At 61.6% G+C, this 24741-nt stretch carries 28 protein-coding genes; 20 read left to right on the forward strand and 8 right to left on the reverse strand.

What is annotated here, in order from left to right:
- Positions 1–145: 145 nt before the first annotated feature.
- Positions 146–1033, forward strand: coding sequence for a threonine/homoserine exporter RhtA (gene rhtA, locus ACVHNU_RS15790; RefSeq protein WP_003226634.1), 888 nt, complete (start codon positions 146–148; stop codon positions 1031–1033).
- Positions 1034–1202: 169 nt separating this feature from the next.
- On the forward strand, positions 1203–1484 hold the full coding sequence (locus ACVHNU_RS15795; protein WP_003226635.1) for a hypothetical protein: 282 nt from the start codon (positions 1203–1205) through the stop codon (positions 1482–1484).
- Position 1485: 1 nt separating this feature from the next.
- On the opposite strand, the gene ACVHNU_RS15800 is transcribed toward ACVHNU_RS15795, so the two are convergent.
- Positions 1486–2064 (reverse strand): TetR/AcrR family transcriptional regulator, encoded by a 579-nt coding sequence (locus ACVHNU_RS15800; protein WP_045122561.1) that lies wholly within the window; start codon positions 2062–2064, stop codon positions 1486–1488.
- Between the two features lie 92 nt (positions 2065–2156).
- Here ACVHNU_RS15800 and ACVHNU_RS15805 point away from each other — a divergent pair, with 92 nt between their 5' ends.
- The gene (locus ACVHNU_RS15805) at positions 2157–2885 is read left to right on the forward strand and encodes an SDR family oxidoreductase (RefSeq protein WP_003226636.1); all 729 of its coding nucleotides are present in this window, start codon (positions 2157–2159) and stop codon (positions 2883–2885) included.
- A gap of 37 nt (positions 2886–2922) precedes the next feature.
- The gene (locus ACVHNU_RS15810; RefSeq protein ID WP_473017766.1) at positions 2923–3519 is read left to right on the forward strand and encodes a 2-hydroxychromene-2-carboxylate isomerase; all 597 of its coding nucleotides are present in this window, start codon (positions 2923–2925) and stop codon (positions 3517–3519) included.
- A gap of 49 nt (positions 3520–3568) precedes the next feature.
- Here ACVHNU_RS15810 and ACVHNU_RS15815 read toward each other — a convergent pair whose 3' ends face one another.
- The 4 genes from ACVHNU_RS15815 to ACVHNU_RS15830 all read right to left on the reverse strand — a co-directional run bounded on the left by ACVHNU_RS15815 (position 3569) and on the right by ACVHNU_RS15830 (position 7777).
- Entirely contained in the window at positions 3569–5377 is a 1809-nt protein-coding gene (locus ACVHNU_RS15815; RefSeq protein ID WP_103519754.1) for an aminopeptidase P family protein, read from the reverse strand.
- 55 nt (positions 5378–5432) lie between these two features.
- A complete protein-coding gene (locus tag ACVHNU_RS15820; RefSeq protein ID WP_473017768.1) occupies positions 5433–6599 on the reverse strand; it encodes an aminotransferase class V-fold PLP-dependent enzyme in 1167 nt (388 codons plus the stop codon).
- 205 nt (positions 6600–6804) lie between these two features.
- Positions 6805–7419: a LysE family translocator gene (locus ACVHNU_RS15825; RefSeq protein ID WP_473017770.1), complete on the reverse strand. Its 615-nt coding sequence runs from the start codon at positions 7417–7419 to the stop codon at positions 6805–6807.
- A gap of 100 nt (positions 7420–7519) precedes the next feature.
- Entirely contained in the window at positions 7520–7777 is a 258-nt protein-coding gene (locus ACVHNU_RS15830) for a hypothetical protein (RefSeq protein ID WP_473017771.1), read from the reverse strand.
- A 390-nt stretch (positions 7778–8167) separates the two neighbouring features.
- Here ACVHNU_RS15830 and msuE point away from each other — a divergent pair, with 390 nt between their 5' ends.
- The 4 genes from msuE (at position 8168) to ACVHNU_RS15850 (ending at position 12351) form a co-directional block, all read left to right on the forward strand.
- Positions 8168–8731, forward strand: coding sequence for an FMN reductase (gene msuE / locus ACVHNU_RS15835; protein ID WP_201136976.1), 564 nt, complete (start codon positions 8168–8170; stop codon positions 8729–8731).
- Between the two features lie 10 nt (positions 8732–8741).
- Positions 8742–9887, forward strand: coding sequence for an FMNH2-dependent alkanesulfonate monooxygenase (gene ssuD / locus ACVHNU_RS15840; RefSeq protein WP_003226647.1), 1146 nt, complete (start codon positions 8742–8744; stop codon positions 9885–9887).
- Positions 9888–10034: 147 nt separating this feature from the next.
- Positions 10035–11222 (forward strand): acyl-CoA dehydrogenase family protein, encoded by a 1188-nt coding sequence (locus tag ACVHNU_RS15845; RefSeq protein WP_338802576.1) that lies wholly within the window; start codon positions 10035–10037, stop codon positions 11220–11222.
- Between the two features lie 25 nt (positions 11223–11247).
- On the forward strand, positions 11248–12351 hold the full coding sequence (locus ACVHNU_RS15850) for a sigma-54 interaction domain-containing protein (RefSeq protein WP_473017773.1): 1104 nt from the start codon (positions 11248–11250) through the stop codon (positions 12349–12351).
- On the opposite strand, the gene ACVHNU_RS15855 is transcribed toward ACVHNU_RS15850, so the two are convergent.
- Entirely contained in the window at positions 12348–12713 is a 366-nt protein-coding gene (locus ACVHNU_RS15855; protein ID WP_003226650.1) for an antibiotic biosynthesis monooxygenase, read from the reverse strand. The two genes, ACVHNU_RS15850 and ACVHNU_RS15855, sit on opposite strands and share 4 nt — an antisense overlap.
- Positions 12714–12808: 95 nt before the next feature.
- Here ACVHNU_RS15855 and soxR point away from each other — a divergent pair, with 95 nt between their 5' ends.
- The 4 genes from soxR (at position 12809) to ACVHNU_RS15875 (ending at position 15909) form a co-directional block, all read left to right on the forward strand.
- Entirely contained in the window at positions 12809–13258 is a 450-nt protein-coding gene (gene soxR / locus ACVHNU_RS15860) for a redox-sensitive transcriptional activator SoxR (RefSeq protein WP_003226652.1), read from the forward strand.
- 103 nt (positions 13259–13361) lie between these two features.
- Positions 13362–13820 (forward strand): VOC family protein, encoded by a 459-nt coding sequence (locus ACVHNU_RS15865; RefSeq protein ID WP_003226653.1) that lies wholly within the window; start codon positions 13362–13364, stop codon positions 13818–13820.
- A gap of 238 nt (positions 13821–14058) precedes the next feature.
- On the forward strand, positions 14059–14934 hold the full coding sequence (locus tag ACVHNU_RS15870; protein WP_473017775.1) for an alpha/beta fold hydrolase: 876 nt from the start codon (positions 14059–14061) through the stop codon (positions 14932–14934).
- Between the two features lie 24 nt (positions 14935–14958).
- The gene (locus ACVHNU_RS15875; protein WP_473017776.1) at positions 14959–15909 is read left to right on the forward strand and encodes a LysR substrate-binding domain-containing protein; all 951 of its coding nucleotides are present in this window, start codon (positions 14959–14961) and stop codon (positions 15907–15909) included.
- Positions 15910–16036: 127 nt separating this feature from the next.
- Here ACVHNU_RS15875 and leuD read toward each other — a convergent pair whose 3' ends face one another.
- The gene (gene leuD / locus ACVHNU_RS15880; protein WP_473017778.1) at positions 16037–16651 is read right to left on the reverse strand and encodes a 3-isopropylmalate dehydratase small subunit; all 615 of its coding nucleotides are present in this window, start codon (positions 16649–16651) and stop codon (positions 16037–16039) included.
- Positions 16648–18066: a 3-isopropylmalate dehydratase large subunit gene (gene leuC, locus ACVHNU_RS15885; RefSeq protein WP_473017779.1), complete on the reverse strand. Its 1419-nt coding sequence runs from the start codon at positions 18064–18066 to the stop codon at positions 16648–16650. Before leuC ends, leuD begins: the two co-directional genes overlap by 4 nt.
- A 408-nt stretch (positions 18067–18474) precedes the next feature.
- On the opposite strand from leuC, the gene ACVHNU_RS15890 reads away from it, so the two are divergent.
- Genes ACVHNU_RS15890 through ACVHNU_RS15925 form a run of 8 tightly spaced genes read left to right on the forward strand, consistent with a single transcriptional unit; the run spans position 18475 to position 24738 of the window.
- On the forward strand, positions 18475–19674 hold the full coding sequence (locus ACVHNU_RS15890; RefSeq protein ID WP_003226657.1) for a PepSY-associated TM helix domain-containing protein: 1200 nt from the start codon (positions 18475–18477) through the stop codon (positions 19672–19674).
- A complete protein-coding gene (locus ACVHNU_RS15895; protein ID WP_226501883.1) occupies positions 19671–20213 on the forward strand; it encodes a thiamine pyrophosphate-binding protein in 543 nt (180 codons plus the stop codon). The genes ACVHNU_RS15890 and ACVHNU_RS15895 overlap by 4 nt, the downstream gene beginning before the upstream one ends.
- On the forward strand, positions 20210–20551 hold the full coding sequence (locus ACVHNU_RS15900) for a hypothetical protein (RefSeq protein WP_003226659.1): 342 nt from the start codon (positions 20210–20212) through the stop codon (positions 20549–20551). Before ACVHNU_RS15895 ends, ACVHNU_RS15900 begins: the two co-directional genes overlap by 4 nt.
- The gene (locus ACVHNU_RS15905) at positions 20548–21123 is read left to right on the forward strand and encodes a DUF6162 family protein (RefSeq protein WP_473017781.1); all 576 of its coding nucleotides are present in this window, start codon (positions 20548–20550) and stop codon (positions 21121–21123) included. Before ACVHNU_RS15900 ends, ACVHNU_RS15905 begins: the two co-directional genes overlap by 4 nt.
- 35 nt (positions 21124–21158) lie before the next feature.
- A complete protein-coding gene (locus ACVHNU_RS15910) occupies positions 21159–22088 on the forward strand; it encodes a metal ABC transporter substrate-binding protein (protein WP_103483791.1) in 930 nt (309 codons plus the stop codon).
- Entirely contained in the window at positions 22085–22933 is an 849-nt protein-coding gene (locus tag ACVHNU_RS15915) for a metal ABC transporter ATP-binding protein (protein WP_473017783.1), read from the forward strand. The genes ACVHNU_RS15910 and ACVHNU_RS15915 overlap by 4 nt, the downstream gene beginning before the upstream one ends.
- The gene (locus ACVHNU_RS15920) at positions 22933–23832 is read left to right on the forward strand and encodes a metal ABC transporter permease (protein ID WP_003226663.1); all 900 of its coding nucleotides are present in this window, start codon (positions 22933–22935) and stop codon (positions 23830–23832) included. Before ACVHNU_RS15915 ends, ACVHNU_RS15920 begins: the two co-directional genes overlap by 1 nt.
- The gene (locus ACVHNU_RS15925) at positions 23833–24738 is read left to right on the forward strand and encodes a metal ABC transporter substrate-binding protein (protein WP_473017784.1); all 906 of its coding nucleotides are present in this window, start codon (positions 23833–23835) and stop codon (positions 24736–24738) included.
- Positions 24739–24741: the final 3 nt, after the last annotated feature.

The following is a 24741-nucleotide window of genomic DNA, read 5'->3' on the forward strand; positions in this document are numbered from 1 at the left end:
GAATCTGCCGTCAACCGTTAATTTCAGTTTTCTGTCGAGTCCCTGAAAAAGCCTGCTTATATATAGACGCAGTGTCAGCGAATGAGCAGTATATTGCCCAACCCCAAAGCAACACCCTGCTCCCACCTTCGGATGATGCCTCGCAATGACTGACCAACCTCGCTCTCTGGCCTCAATGCTGTTCCCGGTTGGCCTGTTATTAATCGCCATGGCTTCCATCCAGTCCGGCGCCTCTCTGGCCAAAAGCATGTTCCCGGTGGTTGGCGCCCAAGGGACGACCACCCTGCGCCTGGTTTTCGCCAGCGTTATCATGCTGTTGCTGCTGCGCCCATGGCGCGCCAGGCTGACCGCTCAATCCTTGCGCACGGTGATCGTTTACGGAATGGCGCTGGGCGGGATGAACTTCCTCTTCTATATGTCACTGCGCACCGTGCCACTGGGGATCGCAGTCGCACTCGAATTCACTGGCCCGCTGGCCGTCGCCATTTATGCCTCGCGCCGCGCAATCGACTTTCTCTGGATTGCCCTGGCAGCGGTCGGTTTGCTGCTGTTGATCCCGACCGGAGCGACATCAGCGGGAATTGATCTGGTTGGTGCCGGTTACGCCTTGGGCGCCGGCGTGTGCTGGGCGCTGTACATTCTGTTCGGCCAGAAGGCCGGTGCCGACAACGGCGTCACGACTGCGGCCCTCGGCGTGATGATCGCCGCATTATTCGTCGCCCCGATCGGCATCGTGCATGCCGGTGCAGCGCTACTCACCCCGTCGCTGATCCCGGTCGCCATCGGCGTCGCCATCCTCTCAACCGCCTTGCCCTATACGCTGGAAATGGTCGCCCTCACCCGCATTCCAGCCCGCACCTTCGGCACCTTGATGAGCATTGAACCGGCCTTTGGTGCGCTGTCGGGGCTGTTGTTTCTGCAGGAATACCTCACGCTGTCACAATGGATGGCGATCCTCTGCATTATTCTCGCCTCGGTCGGAGCAACCATGACCATGGGCAGTTCCGCCAAGCCCGCCATTGCGGCAGATTGAAACAGGATTTGACGAAGGTCTGGCAATTGGCGTTCATTTAGGCCATGTTTAGGCCCCTTAACTCAGTGCCAGGCATGGATTTTTTCGGATAGGGATATCGAACCGCTTAAAGCGCAGGCGAATACAGGCAGACCCGAGCGCCAGACTCGCGGCTACCATAAGGACGGTAATGAAACGAATTTTGATACTGATCGCTGTATTGGCAGTAGCGGGGTGCGCAGCGACCTCCAAGACCCAGGTGAAGCACGGTAAAAAAGGGCTGCACATCAACTGTTCCGGGCTGTCGTCCTCTTGGGACAAGTGCTACACCAGCGCCGCCGATGCTTGCGCCCCAAAGGGCTACAAAGTCATCGCCAAATCAGGGGACGCCGTGGAAGAGCCAGGCGACTACCCATTCGGTCTCAATCCGGCCGGCTATACCAGCCGCAGCATGATCGTCATCTGCAAATGAATCATTCTGGCTGCTCGCATCGTCGAGCAGCCAGCTGACGCCCGATCTCCTCATGGCTGGACTTCAATACCGTCCGTTGAATGTCCGGTGTCACCAGCATCCTCGCCACCACCAGTGCCCCGACACATTGCGACAGAATCGCCCATGCCAGGCTGTCGCTCTCCAGAATCTGTGCCCAACTGGCTTGCAGCCGACAAATCCACAACTCTGCCTGCTCACGAACCTGATCATCTGAACGGGCAATTTCCGCGCCCAGCGTCGGCAAGGCGCAGCCCGATTCTGGCTGCTCTACGTGGGCCATGCTCAGGTATTGTTTGAGACAGCGCTCCAGCCGCTCACGATCCTGTGCTCCCTGCCCTCCGAGTCGCTCCAGGCTCTGACACAGTTCGCGCTCGACGATGGCCGTGAACAGCGCGTCTTTCGAAGAGAAGTGACTATAGAAAGCTGCGCCACTGAGGCCGATAGCCTTCATCAAACCATCGACCCCGACAGTCGAAAAGCCCGAACGCTTGGCTGACAGCGCGCTGCTGTTCAGCAGTTTTTCTCGGGTTTCCAGCTTGTGACCAGCGGAATACCGCATGTACTTGCCCTCTTTATCGACCGCCTTGACGTTATCCGGATCCTAGCATAACGTTCGTTCACTTAACGATCGTTTACTAAAGGGATTCACCCATGAATAACAAGAAGGTCGTGTTAGTGGTTGGTGCCGGTGATGCCACGGGCGGAGCGATTGCCAAGCGTTTTGCCAAAGAGGGTTTTGTCGCTTGCGTCACCCGCCGCAGCGCCGACAAATTGCAGCCGCTGGTCGACGCGATTCAGGCCGAAGGTGGCGAAGCACACGGTTTTGCCTGCGATGCGCGCAAGGAAGAAGACGTCATTGCCCTGATTGAAGACATCGAAACCCGCCTCGGCCCGATCGAAGCGTTTGTCTTCAACATCGGCGCCAACGTGCCTTGCAGCATTCTTGAAGAAACCGCACGCAAGTATTTCAAGATCTGGGAAATGGCCTGTTTCTCGGGTTTTCTCAATGCCCGCGAAGTGGCCAAGCGCATGGTCACCCGCAAACGCGGCACCCTTCTGTTCACCGGCGCCACCGCCGGGCTGCGTGGTGCTTCCGGATTTGCCGCATTTGCCGGCGCCAAACACGGTATCCGTGCACTGGCGCAAAGCATGGCGCGCGAGTTGGGCCCGATGAACATCCATGTCGCCCATGTAGTGGTCGATGGCGCCATCGATACCGACTTCATCCGCAACAGTTTCCCCGAGAAGTACGCGACCAAGGATCAGGACGGTATTCTCAACCCCGAACACATCGCCGAAAACTATTGGTACCTGCACAGTCAGCCACGGGATGCCTGGACATTCGAGCTGGATCTGCGCCCCTGGAACGAACGCTGGTAAGCCCCTCCTCCATAACAATAACCAGAGAGCAGTAAAGATGACGAAAACCGTGGAGTTCTATTTCGACCTCGGCAGCCCTGCCACCTACCTGGCCTACACGCAGTTGCCGAAGATCTGTGCCGAGACCGGCAGCCAGCTGATGTACATCCCGATGCTGCTGGGCGGTGTGTTCAAAGCGACCGGCAACGCCTCACCGGCAATGATTCCGGCAAAGGGCCGCTACATGTTTCAGGATCTGGATCGCTACGCCAAACGTTATGACGTGCCGCTCAAGTTCAATCCGCACTTCCCGATCAACACGCTGACATTGATGCGTGCCGTCACCGGGATACAACTGCACCAGCCAGAACGCTTTCAGGCGTTTATCGATTGTCTTTTCAAGGCGCTGTGGGTGGAGGGGCGCCCTCTCGATGAGCCGGCTACCGTCGCTGCGGTATTGAGCGAACACGGCTTCGCCCCCGATGAAGTACTGGCCCTGACCAACGACGAATCGGTCAAGGCTGTACTCAAGGAGAATACGGAGACAGCGGTAAAACGCGGCGTGTTTGGTGCGCCGAGCATGTTCATCGGCAACCAGATGTTCTTCGGACAGGACCGGCTCGACTTCGTCGAAGAAGCCCTGCGCCAAGCCTGAGTCAGCAGCAGAACTCAGGCGCTGGCAATAGCGCCTGAGCTTCAACCATTCAGATCGCCGCTGTGCGCGTGTTCAGCCACTCCAGCGCGGCCCCCTCAAGCAATGGACTCAGACGCTCACGCACTTCGGCATGGTAGGCGTTGAACCACTGCTTCTCTTCCTGCGTCAGCAAGGATGGCTCCAGGCAACGCGTGTCGATCGGGCACAGGGTCAGCGTTTCAAACTTGAGGAACTCGCCAAACTCGCTGCTCCCCGCCTCGCGATTCATTGCCAGATTCTCGATCCGCACGCCCCAACGACCCGGACGATAGGTGCCCGGCTCAATCGAGGTGATCATCCCCGGTTGCATCGCCGTTTGCGGTGCCGGTGCTGCCTGATAGGCGATCACCTGCGGGCCTTCGTGCACGTTGAGGAAATAGCCGACCCCATGACCGGTGCCATGACCGTAATCCACGCTTTCCGCCCAGATCGGCGCGCGAGCGATGGCATCGAGCAACGGCGACAGAATGCCTTTCGGGAACTGCGCCCGCGACAGGGCGATCACGCCCTTGAGCACGCGAGTGCAGTCACGCTTCTGCTCAGCCGTCGGCGTACCCACCGGCACCATTCGAGTGATGTCGGTAGTACCACCGAGGTATTGGCCTCCCGAGTCGATCAGCAGCAAACCGTCGCCCTCGATCACCGCATGTTCTTCTTCGGTAGCGTGATAGTGCGGCATTGCACCATTGGCATTGAACGCGGCAATCGTATTGAAACTCAGCGACACGTAATCCGGACGGCGCTCACGGGCAGCGGTGAGCTTTTCATCGATGGTCAGTTCGGTGATGCGCTCGCGGCCCCAGGCCGATTCCAGCCAGGCGAAGAATTCGCACAACGCCGCGCCATCCTGCTCCATGGCCTTGCGGATGTGCTGAGCATCGGCCTCGCTTTTTTGCGATTTGGCGAGGGTGGTCGGATTCAGGCCTTCGACCAGTTTCACCGCACTGTCCAGGTTATCCAGCAAACCGCTGGTCACCCGCGCCGGATCCACCAGCAGGCTCGCGCCGCCTGGTACAGCGCGCAAGGCGTCGGCGACTTCACGGTAATCGCGCAGGGTCACGCCGTCCCGTTCCAGCACCGCACGCAGCTCGGCATCGACTTTGCTCAAGGCCACGAACAGTGTTGCTTGCTGTTGATTGATCAACGCAAAAGAAACAAACACCGGGTTGAACGACACGTCGCCGCCACGCAGGTTGAACAGCCAGGCGATGTCATCGAGGGTGGCGATGAAGTGCCAATCGGCGCCACGTTCCTGCAGGGTCTCGCGCAGTTTGGCGAGTTTTTCGCCACGGCTGACCGTCGCTTGCGGTGGCAGATGTTGATAGATCGGCGCGTTCGGCAGGCTCGGGCGATCCGCCCAGACTTCATTCAACAGGTCGATGTCTGTGCGCAGACGCGCGCCGCGGGCTTCGAGCTTGCTGCTCAGGGTGCGCGCCGAAGCCACGGCCATCACCGCACCGTCCACCGCGACTACGCCACCTTCCGGGGTCTGCTCGGCCAGCCAGTCCAGCGGGCTGGGCTGACCCGGTTGCAGCTTGACCAGTTCGATGCCGCTGCCCTTGAGTTCCTTGGTCGCCTGTTCCCAATAGCGACTGTCGGCCCAGACCCCGGCGAAATCAGCGGTAACGATCAAAGTGCCGACCGAACCATGGAAGCCCGACAGCCATTGCCGCCCCTGCCAGTAGCCCGGCAGGTACTCCGACAGATGCGGGTCGGCGGATGGCACCAGCAACGCATGAATGCCTTCGCGGCGCATCAGTTCACGGGTGTGCGCCAGGCGCTGGGGAACCGTTCCTTCGGTCAAAGTCTGGGTACTCATCATGTCTCCTGCCAATCACTTCATCGTTATTGTTCGTAGCCGTATAAACGGCTGGTTAAAGCCCTGTCGCCCAGAATGCCGGGGCACTGGCGCAGGCGCCTTTGATCAGTTCTGCCGCCTGATCGATATCGTCGGCGGTGGTGAAGCGGCCAAGGCTCAGGCGAATCGTGCGACCGGCCAGCCGTGCGTCGTGCCCCAGCGCCAGCAACACGTGAGAGGGTGTGTTGCTCGCTGAGTTACAGGCCGAGGTTGCGGAAAAAGCGATCGAATGGCTCAAGGCTGCACTGTTGAACTCACCTTCGCTGAAGGTCAGGCTCAAGGTATGCGCGATGCGCTGGCTGGCGCTGCCGTTGAGGCGCACGCCCGGCAGGCTCAGCAACTGTTCAAGCAACCGCTCACGCAGCGCCACGATGGACTTTTTCTCGGCATCGAATTCGGCAGCCGCCAAGGCGAATGCCGCGCCCATGCCGGCGATCTGATGCGTCGCCAGAGTCCCGGAGCGCAGCCCGCCTTCGTGGCCGCCGCCATGAATCTGCGCCTGCAAACGCTGTTGCGCACGCGGGCCGACATACAACGCGCCGATGCCTTTGGGGCCGTAAAGCTTGTGCGCCGAAAACGACATCAGGTCCACCGGCCACTGCTGCAGATCAATCGCCACTTTGCCGGCGCCCTGAGCGGCATCGACATGGAACAACGCCCCACGGCCGCGCACCACTTCACCGATGGCCGGGATATCGTTAAGCGTGCCGAGTTCGTTGTTGACCAGCATCAACGACACCAGAAAGGTGTCGTCGCGCATTGCTTCACTGACCGCCTGCGGGGTGATCAGGCCTTCGGCGTCCGGCACCAGATAGGTTACCGCGACGCCGGCATCCTGCAATTGCCGGGCGGTATCGAGGATGGCTTTATGTTCGATCTGACTGGTAATGATGTGGCCACCGGCAACGCCGCGCGCCTGGGCCACACCCTTGAGGGCGAGGTTGTTGGATTCGGTGGCGCCGGAGGTCCAGACGATCTGCGTAGCCTCGGCACCGACCAGTTCGGCGACTTGCCGACGGGCCTGCTCGACCGTTTGCCGGGCCTGCTGGCCGAAGGCGTGGGAGCTGGAAGCCGGGTTGCCGAAGTTACCGTGAAAACCCAGACAGTCGATCATCACCTGGATGACCCGCTCGTCCACCGGGGTGGTGGCGGCGTAATCGAAATACAACGGACGTTTATTCATAAAAGACTCGCAGAGCGTGTTCCGGGATCAGGAGGCTCGTGTCTGCAAACGGCACAGCGCAGCCTTGTGAGCTGCGCCTGGGTTCGAGACCGTCATCAATACCTGATCGGATGCCGTTAAAGAAGAACAACTTCATTTAAAAGTGCGTAGGAACGCTCCTGAAGTCGAGCTTAACAGGCATCGGGCCGGCGGTTGAAGCAATGCGTCAGTGAAAGCTTTCGAGAAGCAGCGGGTACAGCGAAATCACCAACAGCGTCGCCATGCCCCAGTTGAACACGCGCAACCAGCGCGGGTCCTTCAGCACATTGCGCAGCAGCGTGCCGCACGCCGCCCAGACACCGACGCTGGGCAGGTTGATGATGGCGAACACGGCGGCGATGACCACCACGTTGGTGAAATAACCCTGCATCGGCGTGTACGTGCTGATGGCACCGATGGCCATGATCCAGGCCTTGGGATTGACCCATTGAAACGCGGCGGCACCGAGATAGCTGATCGGCTTGGCCTCACCTTCGACGCCCTCGCCTACCGGGCCCGAATGGGCGATTTTCCACGCCAGGTACAACAAATACGCGGCACCGAGATAGCGCAACACGGTGTAAAGAATCGGGTAAGTCTGGAACACCGCGCCGAGGCCAAAGCCCACTGCGACCACCAATACGAAGAAACCGCAGGTGATGCCGAGCATGTGAGGAATGGTGCGGTTGAAGCCGAAGTTCACGCCCGATGCCAGCAACATGGTGTTGTTCGGCCCCGGTGTAATCGAGGTGACAAGGGCAAACAGGGCAAAGCCCAACAGCAGATCAAGCGAGAGGGTCATGGGAGCAATCCGTCGGGGTCATTCAGGTGTTGACCCTATCGCACGGCAGCCCGCAAACCCACGGACAGTTACGCGAAAATACGAGCAGTACAGTTTTCGATTAACTTGGACGACCGTGCAGCTGTATCGCACGTCCGGCGCTCATTTCAGCTTTCTTGTCGAATTGCGATTCGCCCAGCAGTGCCGCTTTCTTCGCGTGATATTCGTCGAAGGACAAGCCGCTGCGGTTCAGCGCTTCCATCGCCAGTTCGCGGGTTTCTTCGGCGGTGTACGGCCGTTGTTCGGGAGACACATGGGTCGCGCAACCGGCAAGTACGGAGACAGCAAGCAGCAGCGAAGCAGTCAGTAAACGATTCATGGGGAGCGTCCTGGCGAGCGGTGGTAGTCGATGGACAAAGGCTACGCCCGCGCCCGTGCGGGCAAAAATCAACGCTCTCAATAGTGGCTATCAGGATTTCAGCTTTAACGCCCTCATATCTCCTAACGATCTATAAATATCGATTAACGTTCTTTTACGGAATAACCAGCAGCCGCTATAAATCCCTGCACGCGGCGAACAACTGTTGCTCCAGCAACTGTTGCTCAGGCAACAGCAGATCAACAAACCCGCCTGATATCTGCACAACCGACTCACGCCAGAAGGCTCAAGCCCAGGTAATCCGGGCCTCTCAGGAATTGGTACAGCGCTTGCTCAAGCCTTGGCACTTACTCACTGCTCGCTGAGCAACTGTTGAAAAAGGAACTCATCATGTCGCGTCCCCTGAAAGTCGTCGCCCTCTCCGGCGGCACCTGGCGTCCATCGCGCACTCTGGTGCTGACCCAAGCGCTGTTGGCCGAACTGGCCGGACACTTGCCGGTCGAGAGTCATCTGATCGAGCTCGGCGATATCGCCCGCCCACTGGGCAGCGCTCTGTCGCGTCAGGAGCTGAGTGCCGAGGTCGAGGCCGAACTGCAAGCCATTGAACAGGCCGATCTGCTGATCGTTGCCGCGCCGGTGTATCGCGGCTCCTATCCGGGCCTGCTCAAGCATTTGTTCGATCTGATCGACCTCAACGCGCTGATCGACACCCCGGTGCTGCTCGCCGCCACCGGTGGCAGCGAGCGCCATGCGCTGGTGCTCGATCACCAGTTGCGTCCGCTGTTCAGTTTCTTCCAGGCCGTGACCCTGCCCATTGGCGTGTACGCCACCGAGGCCGACTTCGCCGATTACCAGATCACCAGCGAACCGCTGAAAGCGCGGATTCGCCTGGCTGCCGAACGCGCCGCGCCACTGTTCGGCACGCAAATCAAACCGTTGCTGAAAATCGCTTAAGGAGCTGCTCATGGATGTTTTCTGGTTCCTGCCGACCCACGGCGACGGCCATTACCTGGGCACCACCCAAGGCGCGCGCCCGGTCACCCTGAATTATCTGAAACAAGTGGCGCAAGCCGCCGACAGCCTCGGTTACCACGGCGTGCTGATTCCCACCGGGCGCTCCTGCGAAGACTCGTGGGTGATTGCGTCGGCGCTGGTACCGTTGACCGAACGTCTGCGTTATCTGGTGGCGATCCGTCCGGGAATCATTTCACCAACCGTTTCGGCCCGTATGGCGGCGACACTCGATCGACTGTCCAACGGTCGTCTGCTGATCAACGTGGTGACCGGCGGCGATCCTGACGAAAACCGTGGCGACGGCAGCTTCCTCAGCCACAGTGAACGCTACGAAGTCACCGACGAATTCCTCAAGATCTGGCGCCGGGTGTTGCAAGGCGAGTCAGTGGATTTCGAAGGCAAGCACCTGAAAGTACAGAACGCCAAGGCCCTCTATCCGCCAGTGCAGAAACCCTATCCGCCGCTGTATTTCGGCGGCTCGTCCGACGCGGCGCACGACCTGGCCGCCGAGCAGGTGGACGTATACCTGACCTGGGGCGAACCACCCGCCGCTGTCGCCGAAAAACTCGCCGATGTGCGTGAACGCGCCGCTCGGCATGGACGCAAGGTGAAGTTCGGTATTCGCCTGCACGTGATCGTTCGCGAGACCGCCGAAGAGGCGTGGAAAGCTGCGGACAAACTGATCGAACACATCAGCGACGAGACCATCGAAGCGGCGCAGAAGTCCTTCTCGCGCTTCGATTCCGAAGGTCAGCGGCGCATGGCGGCGTTGCACGATGGTCGTCGCGACAACCTGGAAATCGCCCCCAATCTGTGGGCCGGCGTTGGTCTGGTACGCGGCGGTGCCGGTACGGCGCTGGTGGGCGATCCGCAGCAAGTGGCGGCGCGGATCAAGGAGTACGCCGACCTCGGTATCGAGAGTTTTATCTTCTCCGGCTATCCGCATCTGGAAGAAGCGTACCGGTTTGCCGAACTGGTGTTCCCGCTGTTGCCCGAGCCGTACGCAAGTCTGGCCGGACGCGGCGTGACCAACCTCACCGGGCCGTTTGGCGAAATGATTGCCAACGATGTGCTGCCCGGCCAAGCCAAGGCCTGACCAAAATCCCCTGTGGGAGCGGGCTTGCTCGCGAAGGCGGAGTGTCAGGCACCAGAATATTGACTGATCTGACGCCTTCGCGAGCAAGTCGAACCGTCGCACCGCCGCTCCTACAGGGGGGATTGCATCGATTTTGAGGAACACCGTGTGACCGCCAAACCACAAAGCACCCTGCTCTCCCCGCTGCAGACTGCCCGCCAGCTGGCCGCTGAATTCGCCCTCACCGCCGTCGAGCGTGACGAGCGCGGCGGCACGCCGAAGGCTGAACGCGATGCCCTGCGCGACAGCGGCCTGCTGGCCCTGAGCATTCCCACCCGTTACGGCGGGCTCGGCGCGACATGGAGCGAAACCCTGCAGATCGTGCGCGAGTTCGCCAAGGTCGACAGTTCCATCGCCCACGTCTTCGGCTTTCATCACCTGATGCTCGCCACCGTGCGTCTGTTCTCGCGGCCGGAACAATGGCAGCCGTGGTTCGAACAGACCGCGCGACAGAACTGGTTCTGGGGCAACGCCCTCAACCCGCTCGACACCCGTACGGTGGTCAAGGACTTCGGCGGCTGGCGCGAGTTTTCCGGGAAGAAAAGCTTCTGTTCCGGCGCCAGCGATTCACAGATGCTGATCGCCTCGGCCGTCGACGAAAGCGCCGGCGGCAAATTGCTGATCGCGGCGATCCCCAGCGGTCGCAGCGGCATCACCCTGCACGACGACTGGAACAACATCGGCCAGCGCCAGACTGACAGCGGCAGCGCCACGTTCGAACGGGTGCGGGTCGAAGAGTCCGAGCTGCTGCTTGATCCCGGCCCGTTGAGCACACCGTTCGCCTGCCTGCGTCCGCTGATTGCGCAATTGACCTTCACCCATATGTTTCTCGGCATCGCCGAAGGCGCTTTTGAAGAAGCCCGGCAATACACCCTGAGCGAAACCCGTCTCTGGCACAAATCCGTAGCCCGAAATGTGCGTGAAGACCCGTACGTGCTCGCGCATTACGGCGAGTTCTGGGTCGCGCTGGAAGGCATTCGCCTGCTGGTCGAACGGGCCGCCGCGCTGCTCGACGTGGCCTGGGCCAAAGGCCCGAACCTGACCGCAGAGGAACGTGGACATCTGGCCACGGCGATTGCCACCGCCAAGGTCGCCGCCAGTCGTCAGGGGCTGGAGATTTGCAGCCGCTTGTTCGAAGTCACTGGCGCGCGTTCGACCCACGCCTCGCTGCGCCTCGACCGGCACTGGCGCAACCTGCGCACGCAGACCCTGCACGACCCGCTCGATTACAAACTTCATGAGCTGGGCGACTGGGCGCTGAATCAGGCGCTGCCGGTGCCGACGTTCTATTCCTGATCTTGCCTTTAATGGAGCGAGTCCCATGCAACTGCTGACCCTTCCGCCCTCACCCGCTCTGGCGACGTCGATCCGCGCCACCGCGCAGGTCTTCGAAGACCCCAAGTCCCAGGCCCTGCTCGCGCATCTGCAACAGGTCGCGCCGAGCGAAGCCAGCGTGCTGATCATTGGCGAGACCGGCACCGGCAAAGAGCTGGTGGCGCGGCATATCCACAATCTGAGCCACCGCCGGCATCGGCCGTTTGTCGCGGTCAACTGCGGTGCGTTCTCCGAATCGCTGGTGGAAGCCGAGCTGTTCGGCCATGAAAAAGGCGCCTTCACTGGCGCCCTCAGCGCCAAGGCCGGGTGGTTCGAAGAGGCGGATGGCGGCACCTTGTTCCTCGACGAAATCGGCGATTTGCCGATGGCGATTCAGGTCAAGTTGCTGCGGGTGTTGCAGGAGCGCGAAGTGGTACGCCTCGGCTCGCGCAAAAGCATTCCGATCGATGTGCGCGTGCTGGCGGCGACCAACGTGCAACTGGAGAAAGCGATCAATGCCGGCAACTTCCGCGAAGACCTGTTCTACCGATTGAACGTGGTCAATCTGGAACTCAGTCCGTTGCGCCAGCGGCCCGGTGACATCCTGCCGCTGACCCGGCATTTCATCGAGGCCTACAGCCAGCGCCTGGGTTACGGACGGGTCAGCATCAGCCCCGGCGCCGAACAGAAACTGCGCAGCTACAGTTGGCCGGGCAATATTCGCGAACTGGAAAACGTCATCCATCACACCCTGTTGATCTGCCGCAACGGCGTGATCGAGCGCGACGATTTGCGCCTGTCGAACCTGCGCATCGAGCGCCCGGACGATCAGCAGTCGAACGCCGACGATTCACCGGAAGCGTTGCTCGAGCGGGCCTTTCAAAAACTCTTCGAACAACAGGCCGGCGCCCTCCACGAAAAAGTCGAAGACGCCCTGCTGCGCGCCGCTTATCGCTTCTGCCATTACAACCAGGTGCATACCGCCGCGCTGCTCGGTCTGAGCCGCAACGTCACCCGCACGCGATTGATCAAGATCGGCGAACTGGCGGTGAACAAGCGGCGACTCACGGAGAACCTGCACGGTGAACGCCTGATTCAGTTGTCGATCTAGCCCACCAGATTGCAGTGCAGCGCATCGTCATGACTGCGGGCGATGCTGCTCAACACCTGGAATGAATTGAAGGTCACGGTTTTCGCCTGATGGGCGCGGATCAACTGCCAGAAATCCTGCTCGCCGCTTTCATAGCGACAGAACGCCGCCTCTCCTGCCTCACGGCTCTGCCATTGCAGCAAGCTCAGCACCCGCCGACCGTCGTCGCTGACCTGGACGCTGGCGCTGACGAAGCCTGCGTAGCGCTGCGCCAGATGTTCGCTCTGCTGCGACAGCGCCGAGACCAATGCCGGTTGCTGGCGCGGCTCGATCTCGAATTCGATCAACTGGGTAAAACTGCGATTTTTCGCTGAAGTTTGCATGAGAAGTCCCCACTCATCGTAAGACGAGTCTTGCGACTCGAAGGCCTGCAGGGTAAAACCTCTAGTTAAGTCAAGGTCAAGAGTCATTTTGCAAAATGATCACCAAGGAAAACCTGCACAAGCAACTAACCGTGGGCGAAGTCGCAGCGCGCAGCGGTGTCGCGGTGACTGCCCTGCACTTTTATGAATCGAAAGGCCTGATCAAGAGCCAGCGCAATGCCGGCAATCAGCGGCGCTATCCACGGGAAGTCTTGCGTCGGGTGGCGTTGATCAAGGTCGCGCAGCGCCTGGGCATTCCGCTGGCGGAAATCGGCGAGGCGCTGAAAATCCTCCCGGACGACCGCGCCCCGACCGCGGCGGACTGGAAAGTCCTGTCCGAACAATGGCGCCGCGAACTGGACGAGCGAATCAATCAACTGACGTTGTTGCGCGACCGGCTGACCGGTTGCATCGGTTGCGGCTGCCTGTCGATGGAGGCCTGCCCGTTGCGCAATCAGGGCGATGTACTCGGTGAGCAGGGGCCGGGGGCGCATTTTCCGGACTGACGGCTCGTCGGGGAAAAATGCTGGCCGCGCAGACAGTTCTATAGTGAATCCTCCACAAATCCGGTGGAGTTCCACCCCGAAAACAAAGAACAGGGAGAACGTCATGAGCGTCAAACCCATTCCCGAGGGGTATCACAGCATTACCCCGTACCTCGGCATCCTCAAGGCCGCCGAGGCCATCGAGTTCTACAAGAAAGCCTTTGGCGCGACCCAGGTCATGCGCCTGGACATGCCCGACGGGCGCATCGGCCACGCCGAACTGCGCATAGGCGACAGCGCGATCATGCTTGGTACGCCGTGCGATCAAGGACCGTTGAGCGGCCCGGACAACGCGGTGTCGGTCGGTCTGCATCTGTATGTCACCGATGTCGACAAGTCCTTTCAGCGAGCGCTGGATGCCGGGGCGAGTGCGGTGTCGGAGGTCAAGGATCAGTTTTATGGCGATCGCAGCGGCACGCTGAAGGATCCCTATGGACACGTGTGGTTTCTCGCCACGCGCAAGGAGGATCTGACCGAGGAGCAGATCAAGCAGCGGGCGATGGAGATGTTCAGTCAGGGTTGAGATTTTCAGGGCCGGGCCGGCCTCTTCGCGGGCAAGCCCGCTCCCACAGGGATCTCTGGTGTTTATACAATGGGTGTCACACAGAAAAACACTGTGGGAGCGGGCTTGCCCGCGAAGGGGCCGGCACTGCCGACACACATCACACTTCATGAACCACCACACCACGCTTCAACCCTTGCCCCGAATGCCGAACACTTTCAGGATGCATCCCACCCGCACCTGAACAAGGATCAGCCCGATGTTTGCCGGATTCGTCAAAGACCAGTGCCACGTCAACGGCGTCGACATCGCCTATCGCCTCGGCGGCAGCGGCCCGGGGCTGTTGCTGTTGCACGGGCACCCGCAGACCCACGTGATCTGGCACAAGATCGCCGAACAACTGGCCGAGCATTTCACCGTGGTTGCCGCCGACCTGCGCGGATACGGCGACAGCGCCCGACCGGCTGCCGATGAACTACACCGCAACTATTCAAAACGCGAAATGGCCAGAGATAACGTCGCGTTGATGCAGGCGCAGGGGTTCGAACAGTTTTCGATTCTGGCCCACGACCGTGGCGCCCGGGTTGCCCATCGCCTGGCCCTCGACCACCGCGCTGCGGTGCAACGGATGATGCTGTTGGACATTGCGCCGACCCTGGCGATGTACACGCAGACCAACGAAGCGTTCGCCCGCGCCTATTGGCACTGGTTCTTCCTGATCCGCCCGGCGCCGTTGCCGGAAACCCTGATCGAAGCCGATCCCGAAGCCTATCTGCGCAGTGTGATGGGCAGCCGCAGCGCCGGACTGGCGCCGTTCACCGAGCACGCGTTCGGCGAATACCTGCGCTGCCTGCAACGTCCCGGCAGCGCCCGGGGCATCTGCGAGGACTACCGCGCCAGCGCCGCCATCGATCTTGAGCATGACCGCGCCGACATCGCCGCCGGCAATCAGCTTGAACTGCCGCTGCGGGTATTGTGGGGCGCGGAAGGCACGGTCGGGCGCTGTTTCGACCCGCTCAAGGAATGGCAGCAAGTGGCGACCAACGTCAGCGGCAAGGCGCTGCCGGGCGGGCATTATCTGGCCGAAGAAGTGCCAGAACTGCTGCTCGCCGAGGCGCTGGATTTCCTGCGCTGAACCGAGCCGTTCATCGCCGATGCTATGCTGGCGGCTTGTGCCGCCAGTGCTCGTTCCCACATGTCCCAGAACAAAGACACCGTGCCCCTGCCCGAAGACTTGCGCGTGCTGCTGACCGTGATCCGCAAGAACGGTTTCGCCGCTGCCGCCGATGAGTTGGGGCTGTCCCCGGCCTACGTCAGCAAACGCATCCAGATTCTCGAATCGACCCTCGGCACCCGCCTGCTGCATCGCACCAGTCGCCGGGTGTCGCTGACCGAGGACGGCGAGCGGGTGCAGCGCTGGGCCTTGCGCATCCTCGATGATTTCCAGCAACTGCACGACGACCTCGCCGACGCCCACGACAGCCCGCGCGGGCGTTTGCACATCTGCAGCAGTTTCGGCTTCGGTCGCAACCATGTGGCGCCCGCCGTTTCGCGGCTGGCCGAACGGCACCCGCAATTGCAGATTCGTCTGGACCTGTTCGACCGCGCAGTGGACATCGTCAACGAGGGTTTCGATCTGGAAATCCGCGTCGGCGACGACCTGCCCGGCCAGCACATCGGCCGGCAACTGGTGAGCAACCGCCGTGTGCTGTGCGCCGCACCCGAATACCTTGAGCGCCGAGGCACCCCGCAGACCCTGGACGATCTGCAACAACACGACTGCCTGGTGATCAAGGAGCGCGACAACGCCTTCGGCGTCTGGAATCTGGATCGCAACGGCACGCAGGAAAGCGTGCGGGTCAGTGGGCCGTTGTCTTCCAACCACGGCGAAATCGTCCTGCAATGGGCGCTCGACGGACGCGGCGTGTTGCTGCGTTCATTGTGGGATGTAAAACCGTTGCTGGAACAGGGCCGACTGGTACCGGTGCTGACTGATTACAGCCAGAGCGCCAATGTCTGGGCGGTGTACCCGACGCGGCTGGCCAACTCCGGCAAGCTGCGCGCGTGTGTGGAGTTTTTGCAGGGGCATTTCAAGGATCTTTCTCTCTAGCCCAAACACCACAAAACCCTTTGTAGGAGTGAGCCTGCTCGCGATGGCGGTCATTCAGCCAATGATTATTTCGACTGACACGACGCCATCGCGAGCAGGCGAAGGCCTACAGAGGGCTAATTGGGTGTTAGCTCAGCCATGGGTTGGCGGCCAGGTGTTCGCGCTCGAACGCCTCGATCTGCTCACGCCGCTGCAAGGTACTGCCAATCGCATCCAGCCCCAGCAACAGCGCAGTCTTGCGCAAGCCATCAATCTGGAAATCAATCACTTCACCGTCCGCCAGTCGAATCTGCTGCGCCTCTAGATCGACATTGATCTGCGCCGTGTCAGGCTGGCTCACCAGTCGGCCAATGCGCTGCACTTGAGCCTCATCCAGAGTGATCAGCAACACGCCGTTGCGCTGGCAGTTGTCGTAGAAGATCCCGGCAAAACTGCTGCCGATCAGCGCGCGAATGCCCATCTGCTGCAACCCCCACACCGCATGTTCGCGACTTGAACCGCAGCCGAAATTCGGCCCGACCACCAGAAAGTTCGCGCCCTGCCAGGCCGGCTGGTTCAACACGAATTCAGGGTTGGGCGTACCGTCGGCAAGAAAACGCAGATCGAAAAACAGCCCACGATCCAGACCCTGACGGTCGATACCCTTGAGAAACTGCTTGGGCATGATCACGTCGGTGTCGACGTTGGCCGCGAGCATTGGCGCAGCCTGGCCGCTGACCTGAGTAAAGGGTTGCAGGCTCATGGGCGTTCTCCGAAGTGGCGGATGTCAGTCAGGTGGCCGTTGATCGCCGCGGCGGCGACCATGGCCGGGCTCATCAGGTGCGTACGCGCCCCCGCGCCCTGCCGGCCTTCGAAATTGCGGTTGGTGCTGGAGGCGCAGCGGTCGCCGGGGGCCAGCACGTCATCGTTCATCGCCAGGCACATCGAACAGCCGGACTGTCGCCATTCAAACCCGGCGTCGATGAAGATCTGCGCCAGCCCTTCGGCTTCAGCCTGAGCGCGGACCTCACTGGAGCCGGGCACGATCATCGCCCGCACATGCCCGGCCACCCGCCGCCCGCGCACGACGCTGGCGGCGTCACGTAAATCTTCGATCCGCGCGTTGGTGCAGGAGCCGATAAAAGCGTGACTGATGACAATATCGCGCAGCGCCATCCCCGCCTCCAGGCCCATGTATTGAAGGGCGCGGCACATGTCCTGTCGTAGGATCGGATCGTCGATGGTCTGCGGATCCGGCACCCGTGCGCCAATCGCCGCCGCCTGATCGGGGCTGGTGCCCCAGGTGACCATCGGCTCCAGCAGACTGGCGTCGAGGTACACTTCGCGGTCGAACACGGCGCCGGAATCGCTGCGCAATTCACGCCATTTTTCCACGCCGCGCGCCCAGAGTTCGCCTCGTGGCGCGCGCGGTTTGCCGTTGAGATAAGCAAAGACTTTTTCGTCAGGCGCCATGAACGCGCCGCGCGCGCCCGCCTCGACCGCCATGTTGCATATGGTCATGCGTGCTTCGACGCTCAGCGCATCAATGGTCGAGCCCGAGAACTCGATCGCATAGCCCGTGGCCCCCGACGCACCGATCCTGCCGATCAGCGCCATGATCACATCCTTGGAGGTCAGCCCCGGCGCCAGTTCGCCATCCACCGTCACGCGCATACTTTTCAGGCGCTTGTAGACCAGCGTCTGCGAGGCCAGCAGATGCTCGATCTCCGAGGTGCCGATGCCAAACCCGAACGCCCCCAGCGCACCGTACGTGGTGGTGTGGCTGTCGCCGGCGGCGATGACCATGCCCGGCAGGATGAAACCCTGCTCCGGGGCGATCACATGCTCGATGCCTTGGCGCTTGTCGAGAATATCCAGCAGTTCGATGTCGAAGTCCCGGCAGTTTTCCGCCAGATACGACACCTGCCGCGCACCGCCCGCATCTGGCATCGCCGCCACCCGTTTGGGGGTGGTCGGATTGACATGATCGACCACCGCCAGCGCCGTGGCCGGCCGCCAGACCTTGCGCCCGGCAGCGCGCAGACCGCTGAACGCCTGTGGACTGGTGTATTCGTTGATCACCTGACGGTCGATATACAGCAGCACATGGCCTTGGTCGTCGAGGCGGCACACGGTGTGCGAATCAATGTGTTTGTCGTAGAGGGTTCTGGGGCTCATCAGGGTGCTCACTCAGGGAAATCCGGTGCTCTCCATCATAGGGAGCGCCGACCGGCCATCAATTGCCTGACAGTGAGTGCGGCATTCATGAATCGTGTTTGATCGGCTGATCACCAAACACCCCCTGTAGGAGCGGGCTTGCTCGCGAAGGCGTCCTCTCAGTCGACATCTTTATTGAATGAACCACCGCATTCGCGAGCAAGCCCGCTCCCACAGGGGGGTGGTGGCGTCTGGGGGGAATTGCGAAACATTTACTTTCATATCGTCTTTCGGGATTTGTCCGGCTCATCCGTCCTATAGAGATGCAGGCCGTTCGCGTAGGCAACAGCCACGACCGCGCCTTTTACGGATAACCATGCTGCGAAGCCCGTAGCAGAGGCTCCTCTCACCGAATCAAGACGCGCAATCATGTCAAAGAAATCCCGCTCGAAACTGTGGTTCCTGGTGCATAGCTGGCTCGCGTTGCCGATCTGGTTTTTTGTCCTGATCGTCTGTGTCACTGGCACGCTGGCGGTGGTCAGCCAGGAAATCGTCTGGCTGGCCAACCCGCAGATGCGCGCCAGCCCGCCGTCGGACGACGCGCCGCTGCTCAGTTACGATCAGGTACTGGCGGCGATCAAACAAGCCGAGCCGCAGACCCTGGTACAAAGCATCAGCCGTCCCGATGAGTCGCACTTTGCCCTGGACGTTGAAGTCAGCTACCCGGACGGTCGCTCACTGACGGTCTATGTCAATCCGTACACCGGAGTCATTCAGGGCACCGCCCCCAGCTTCGACTTCAAGGCGTTCACCCGCGCCCTGCATGGCTGGTGGCTGGTGCCGTTCACCAACGGTTTCAGTTGGGGCTGGTATCTGGTGTCGTTTCTTGGCGTGCCGATGCTGGTGTCGTTGATCACCGGGTTGGTGGTCTACAAAAAATTCTGGAAAGGTTTTCTGCGCCCGACCCTGCGCATACGCCACGGCGCGCGGATCTTCTGGGGCGACTTCCACCGACTGTGCGGCATCTGGTCGATCTGGTTCATCGCGGTGATCTCCATCACCGGCATCTGGTTCCTGATCCGCGCGATCCTCTTCGATAACCAGATCTCCATTTCCAGCGAGCCGATCATTCCCGCCATGTCCCGGGAGAGCGTGCCGATTTCGGCCGCCGGCACACCACCGCCGCGTATCAGCCTGGACCGCGCCGTCGAGATCGCCCAGCAGAAGATCCCAGGGCTGGAGGCCAGTTTCGTCAGCCTTCCAGGTAACGCCTACAGCCACATGAGCGTCGGCGGTCGCGGCTGGTATCCGCTGATGTTCCAGACCGCAACGCTCAATCCGTACAACGGCGACATCGCCGCGTCCCGCCTGCTGTCCGATCGCTCCTCGCTGGAGTTTGTCACCGAGTCGATGCGCCCGCTGCATACGGGTGATTTCGGCGGCATCTGGATCAAGTTGATCTGGTTCTTCTTCGGCCTGCTGCTGAGCATGATGGTACTCAGCGGCTTGCTGATCTGGACCAAGCGCACGGCGCTGGCCACCGCCAATGCGCTGAAGCGCGAGGAAAAGAAAAACCGCATCCAGGCACAACCGGCCCGTACCCGTGTGCCTTCGGAGGTGAGCCTGTGAGCAAGTCCGGCACGATCACACCGCCCTCCCGACTGGCCCGTTTCTGGCACCAATGGCGCTTTCACCTCAATGTCCTGCTCCTGCTGATCCCGCTGGGCTTCATGCCCAAGTACTTCGCCGATGCCTCGCTGTTTCGCGGCGACAGCGGTTTGGGTCAACGGGAGATTGGCAACATCCAGGTCGGCCCGTGGAGCCTGCGACTGGCCGAATTGCGCAACGAAGCACCGACTCTCACCGGGCCGGCCGGCTATATGAAGGATTTCAGCGCCGCCCTGTGCGATGCCTGTATCGAACAGGTCAAGGCTACCTACCTGCGCATCGGCAAGCCGCGCAGCCTGCGCGCCGCTGGCACTATCTTCTTCGGTACGCCGTACCGCATGGGCACACAAATGCCGATTCCGGAAAAGACCCGTCCCGACGCCGAACTGTGGATCACCATGGAAGGCTGGGACGGCAGCATGCATCAGGCCTCGATTCCCCTGAGCCAGGCCTCCCCCGCAACCCTCGCCTGGCTGAACCAACAAGGAGCCAAACCATGAACTGCGTTCAACGCCCTTCCCGTCTGCGGTTGCGCGCCGCGTTGCTGATGCTGTGCGCAGGCTTCAGCGCCGGCGCCCTGGCCCATAACCCGATGTGCGAATGCAAAGCCGTCGACGCCGAGCAGATCAAATGCACCGGCGGGTTTTCCGATGGCAGCGGCGCACCGGGGGTGACCCTGGATGTGATCGGTTACGACGAAACCATTCTGGTGCCGGGCAAGCTTGGCGCCGATTCGAGCCTGACCTTCAAGAAACCGGCGGCCGAGTTTTATGTGCTGTTCGACGCCGGCCCCGGCCACGTCGTGGAAATCGACCAAGCCGACATCGAGGCCCCATGAGCACGCCCACCACCCAAGTCGTACGTCCGGCCGGCGCCGGGCATGAAACCCTGAATGTCCTGATCTTGTGTTTGCTGATCCTTGCCGTCGCCGGATCAGTGGTGGCATGGCGCGGGGTGTCCCATGAGCCGGAGCCGGTTTCCAGCCATCAACTCGATGCACGGCGCGACCTGAGTGCCGCCGAGCAAGGCATCTATGCCGACCTGCGGGTGACCCTCGACGAGATCCGCCTGCTGCGTGAAGAGCAGCAAAGCCTGCCGACCCCGCAAAATCTGGCCGAGGAAGGTTTCGCCCCGTTCGCTCAGGACGCCAGCTCGGTCAGCCGTGGCGGCCATGCCTGGCAGTTACTGGCGGACAGCGCCTATTTCGGCCACAGCCAGTCGCCCGCCGTCGCCGGTTCGTTCGTGATGTTGCTGAGCGCCGACGCCAATGCCGCGCCGGACATCTGGCTTAACCGCGACGCCGATCTGCAAACGCCTGCCGAGCTGACCGACGCAGCGCTGTCCGCCGCCGGCTGGAAACAGATCGTCGCGCAGTTCGATGCCGGCGTGACCCGCGAACATCGCCACTGAACCTTCGCCTTCACCCGAGAGAAGACCGCTTGCCCATGCTTATTTCACTGACTCGCCGTCCCCTCCTGCGCACTCTGCTGATAGGCCTGTGCGCGTGCCTGCTGAGCCCACTGGCCAGTGCTGAACCGGGCAAACGCCTGCGCATCGGCATCACCCTGCACCCGTATTACAGCTATGTGGCGAATATCGTCGGCGACAAGGCCGATGTGGTGCCGCTGATTCCCGCCGGGTTCAACCCGCACGCCTATGAGCCGCGCGCCGAAGACATCAAGCGCATCAGCGGCCTGGATGTGATCGTGCTCAACGGGGTCGGCCATGACGACTTCGCCGACCGCATGATCGCCGCCAGCGAAACGCCGAACATCAAGACCATCGAAGCCAACGAAAACGTGCCGCTGCTGGCCGCCACCGGGACTGCTGCGCGCGGCGCCGGCAAAGTGGTCAACCCGCACACGTTCCTGTCGATCAGCGCCTCGATTGCCCAGGTCAACAACATCGCCCGCGAGCTGGGCAAACTCGATCCGGACAACGCAAAGACCTACACCCAGAACGCCCGCGCCTACGGCAAACGCCTGCGGCAGATGCGCGCCGATGCGCTGGCCAAACTGACCCAGGCGCCCAACGCCGAACTGCGTGTGGCCACGGTGCATGCGGCCTACGACTATCTGCTGCGCGAATTCGGCCTGGAAGTGACGGCCGTGGTCGAGCCGGCCCACGGCATCGAACCCAGCCCGAGCCAGTTGAAAAAGACCATCGATCAACTGCGCGAACTCGACGTCAAGGTGATCTTCTCCGAGATGGATTTCCCCTCCACCTACGTCGAAACCATCCAGCGTGAGTCGGGGGTGAAGCTGTATCCGCTGTCGCACATTTCCTATGGCGAATACACCGCCGACAAGTACGAAAAGGAAATGACCGGCAACCTCGACACCGTGGTGCGGGCGATTCAGGAGTCCGGGGCATGACGGCAAAAGAAACCCTCTCTGACACCCCGCCATCCCCTGTGGGAGCGGGCTTGCTCGCGAAGGCGTCCTGTCAGTCAGCATCATTGTTGAATGAACCACCGCATTCGCGAGCAAGCCCGCTCCCACAAGGGGTAAATGGGCCGACTCTGGATTTTGCGGAAGTCTCTCTGACACTCGGGCGCACCACGATTCTCGACAACGTCACCTTCCAGGTCCAACCCGGCCACGTGCACGCTCTGGTCGGCCCCAACGGCGGCGGCAAGAGTTCGCTGATCAAGACCCTGCTCGGGCAAATGCCGCATCAGGGTCAACTGAGCCTGCACTGGCCCGGCCAACCCGGCACCATCGGTTATGTGCCGCAGGCGCTGGAATTCGATCGCGGCCTGCCAATGACCGTCGACGATTTCATGGCCGCCATGTGCCAGCGCCGACCGGCGTTTCTCGGTTTGAGCAAGCACTACGCCAACGCCATCGGCGAGGCGCTGGAACGGGTCGGCATGCAGGACAAACGCAAGCGGCGCATGGGCGCGTTGTCCGGTGGCGAACGTCAGCGCGTGTTGCTCGCGCAAGGCTTGATCCCGGCCCCGCAATTGCTGGTGCTGGATGAGCCGATGTCGGCCCTCGACGAAGCCGGGATCCAGGTGTTCGAACGCCTGCTCGGCGACTGGCGCGCGGCCGGCATCACCGTGCTGTGGATCGAGCACGATCTGGAAGCGGTCAAGCGTCTGGCCGACCGGGTCACCGGTCTCAACCGCCGCGTGCTGTTCGACGCTACGCCGCAACAGGCGCTGACTCCGGAACGCCTGTTGAGTCTGTTTTCCACCCATCCACGGAGCGCGGTCTGATGAGTTACGAAGCCTTTCGTTTGATGGTTCAAGGCTGGGCGTCGTCCGGTTACCTGCCGGAGGCGCTGGCCTACGGCTTTGTGGTCAACGCGCTGCTTGCCGGCCTGTTGATCGGCCCGGTGCTCGGCGGCCTCGGTACGCTGGTGGTGGTCAAGCGCTTTGCGTTTTTCTCCGAAGCGGTCGGACATGCGGCGCTGACCGGCGTGGCCATCGGCATTCTGCTTGGCGAACCCTACACCGGGCCGTACGGCAGCCTGTTCGGTTACTGCCTGCTGTTCGGCATCCTGCTCAACTACCTGCGCAACCGCACCGGCCTGGCGCCGGACACCCTGATCGGCGTGTTCCTCTCGGTATCGCTGGCCCTCGGCGCGAGCCTGCTGTTGATTCTGGCCGGCAAGATCAACGTGCACATTCTGGAGAACGTGCTGTTCGGTTCAGTGCTCACCGTCAACGGCAACGATCTGCTGGTGCTGGCCATCGTCGGTTCGCTGGTCATGGCGCTGGCGCTGCCGTTGTACAACCGGATCATGCTCGCCAGTTTCAACCCGCAACTGGCGGCGGTGCGCGGCGTGGCGGTGAAGACTCTGGATTACCTGTTCGTGATTCTGGTGACGCTGATCACCGTCGCGGCGGTGAAGGTCATCGGCGCAATTCTGGTCGGCGCGTTGCTGGTGATTCCGGCGGCGGCCGCGCGGTTACTGAGCCAGTCGCTCAAGGGCTTCTTCTGGTGTTCGGTGCTGATTGCCACCGTCAGCACGCTATGCGGGATTCTCGCGCCGATCGTCTTCGATCTGCCGATCCCCTCCGGCGCCGCGATCATCCTGGTCGCCGGCATTGCCTTCGCCCTCGCCGCCATTGCGCGCGGGGTCGTCCCGAGTCTGAAAGGGAACCTTGGATAAATGACTTTCTCACTGCGAAAACTGACCCTGGCCATGGCCCTGTGCGGCGTGGTCGGCAGCCCGCTGATGGCGGCTGAAAACCCTGAACCGCTGCGCGTGCTGGCCTCGTTGCCCATCACTTACGGTCTGGGCGAAGTGCTGCTCAAGGGCACTGACGTCAGCCTCGAGCGCGCAGCTCCGGCGAATCTGCCGGGCAGCCGTCAGACCGCATACTTCACCGGTCGCGGCGCTCCGGCACTGGGCAAACTGGCGAGCAATGCCGACGCGGTGATCGGCGTGCGCTCGCTGTGGGCCGATGATCCGCTGTACCCGATCGCGCGGCGCAGCAACATTCGCATTGTCGAAGTCGATGCGGCACGTCCGGTCGACGGCGCCCTGCCGGGGATTGCCGTGCAGCCGGGGTTGAAGGTCGATGGTTTGAACAGTCAGCCATGGCTGGCGAGCAACAACATGGGGCGGATGGCCGACGTGATCGCGGCGGACCTGGTGCGTCTGGCGCCGTCCGCCAAACCAAAGATCGAGGCCAATCTGGCGGCGCTGAAACAGCGCCTGCTCAAGCTCAGCGCCGACAGCGAAGCGCGCCTGGCCGAGGCTGAAAACCTGAGCGTGATGAGCCTCAGCGATCACTTCGGTTACCTGATCGGCAGCCTGAATCTGGAGCTGATCGGTCAGGACGCACGAGCAGATGCCGAGTGGACAGCCGAAGATCTGAAGAAACTCACGGCGACGCTGAAGGACAACGACGTGGCGCTGGTGCTGCATCATCGCCAGCCATCGGAGGCAGTGAAAGCAGCAATTGCCGCCTCGGGGAGTCATCTGCTGGTGTTGAGTACCGATGCGGCGGATCCGGTGGCGGAGCTGGAGGGGAATGTGGATTTGTTGCTCAAGGGCTTGAGCGGGGCGTAGTTT

The organism is Pseudomonas sp. Ors-4-3C (genome assembly GCF_055755035.1).

Excerpts from the sequence above, each read along its gene's own strand:
- rhtA (WP_003226634.1), top strand. The coding sequence starts at position 146 with ATGACTGACCAACCTCGCTCTCTGGCCTCAATGCTGTTCCCGGTTGGC.
- ACVHNU_RS15795 (WP_003226635.1), top strand. The coding sequence starts at position 1,203 with ATGAAACGAATTTTGATACTGATCGCTGTATTGGCAGTAGCGGGGTGC.
- ACVHNU_RS15800 (WP_045122561.1), bottom strand. The coding sequence starts at position 2,064 with ATGCGGTATTCCGCTGGTCACAAGCTGGAAACCCGAGAAAAACTGCTG.
- ACVHNU_RS15805 (WP_003226636.1), top strand. The coding sequence starts at position 2,157 with ATGAATAACAAGAAGGTCGTGTTAGTGGTTGGTGCCGGTGATGCCACG.
- ACVHNU_RS15810 (WP_473017766.1), top strand. The coding sequence starts at position 2,923 with ATGACGAAAACCGTGGAGTTCTATTTCGACCTCGGCAGCCCTGCCACC.
- ACVHNU_RS15815 (WP_103519754.1), bottom strand. The coding sequence starts at position 5,377 with ATGAGTACCCAGACTTTGACCGAAGGAACGGTTCCCCAGCGCCTGGCG.
- ACVHNU_RS15820 (WP_473017768.1), bottom strand. The coding sequence starts at position 6,599 with ATGAATAAACGTCCGTTGTATTTCGATTACGCCGCCACCACCCCGGTG.
- ACVHNU_RS15825 (WP_473017770.1), bottom strand. The coding sequence starts at position 7,419 with ATGACCCTCTCGCTTGATCTGCTGTTGGGCTTTGCCCTGTTTGCCCTT.
- ACVHNU_RS15830 (WP_473017771.1), bottom strand. The coding sequence starts at position 7,777 with ATGAATCGTTTACTGACTGCTTCGCTGCTGCTTGCTGTCTCCGTACTT.
- msuE (WP_201136976.1), top strand. The coding sequence starts at position 8,168 with ATGTCGCGTCCCCTGAAAGTCGTCGCCCTCTCCGGCGGCACCTGGCGT.
- ssuD (WP_003226647.1), top strand. The coding sequence starts at position 8,742 with ATGGATGTTTTCTGGTTCCTGCCGACCCACGGCGACGGCCATTACCTG.
- ACVHNU_RS15850 (WP_473017773.1), top strand. The coding sequence starts at position 11,248 with ATGCAACTGCTGACCCTTCCGCCCTCACCCGCTCTGGCGACGTCGATC.
- ACVHNU_RS15855 (WP_003226650.1), bottom strand. The coding sequence starts at position 12,713 with ATGCAAACTTCAGCGAAAAATCGCAGTTTTACCCAGTTGATCGAATTC.
- soxR (WP_003226652.1), top strand. The coding sequence starts at position 12,809 with ATGATCACCAAGGAAAACCTGCACAAGCAACTAACCGTGGGCGAAGTC.
- ACVHNU_RS15865 (WP_003226653.1), top strand. The coding sequence starts at position 13,362 with ATGAGCGTCAAACCCATTCCCGAGGGGTATCACAGCATTACCCCGTAC.
- ACVHNU_RS15870 (WP_473017775.1), top strand. The coding sequence starts at position 14,059 with ATGTTTGCCGGATTCGTCAAAGACCAGTGCCACGTCAACGGCGTCGAC.
- ACVHNU_RS15875 (WP_473017776.1), top strand. The coding sequence starts at position 14,959 with ATGCTGGCGGCTTGTGCCGCCAGTGCTCGTTCCCACATGTCCCAGAAC.
- leuD (WP_473017778.1), bottom strand. The coding sequence starts at position 16,651 with ATGAGCCTGCAACCCTTTACTCAGGTCAGCGGCCAGGCTGCGCCAATG.
- leuC (WP_473017779.1), bottom strand. The coding sequence starts at position 18,066 with ATGAGCCCCAGAACCCTCTACGACAAACACATTGATTCGCACACCGTG.
- ACVHNU_RS15890 (WP_003226657.1), top strand. The coding sequence starts at position 18,475 with ATGTCAAAGAAATCCCGCTCGAAACTGTGGTTCCTGGTGCATAGCTGG.
- ACVHNU_RS15900 (WP_003226659.1), top strand. The coding sequence starts at position 20,210 with ATGAACTGCGTTCAACGCCCTTCCCGTCTGCGGTTGCGCGCCGCGTTG.
- ACVHNU_RS15905 (WP_473017781.1), top strand. The coding sequence starts at position 20,548 with ATGAGCACGCCCACCACCCAAGTCGTACGTCCGGCCGGCGCCGGGCAT.
- ACVHNU_RS15910 (WP_103483791.1), top strand. The coding sequence starts at position 21,159 with ATGCTTATTTCACTGACTCGCCGTCCCCTCCTGCGCACTCTGCTGATA.
- ACVHNU_RS15915 (WP_473017783.1), top strand. The coding sequence starts at position 22,085 with ATGACGGCAAAAGAAACCCTCTCTGACACCCCGCCATCCCCTGTGGGA.
- ACVHNU_RS15920 (WP_003226663.1), top strand. The coding sequence starts at position 22,933 with ATGAGTTACGAAGCCTTTCGTTTGATGGTTCAAGGCTGGGCGTCGTCC.
- ACVHNU_RS15925 (WP_473017784.1), top strand. The coding sequence starts at position 23,833 with ATGACTTTCTCACTGCGAAAACTGACCCTGGCCATGGCCCTGTGCGGC.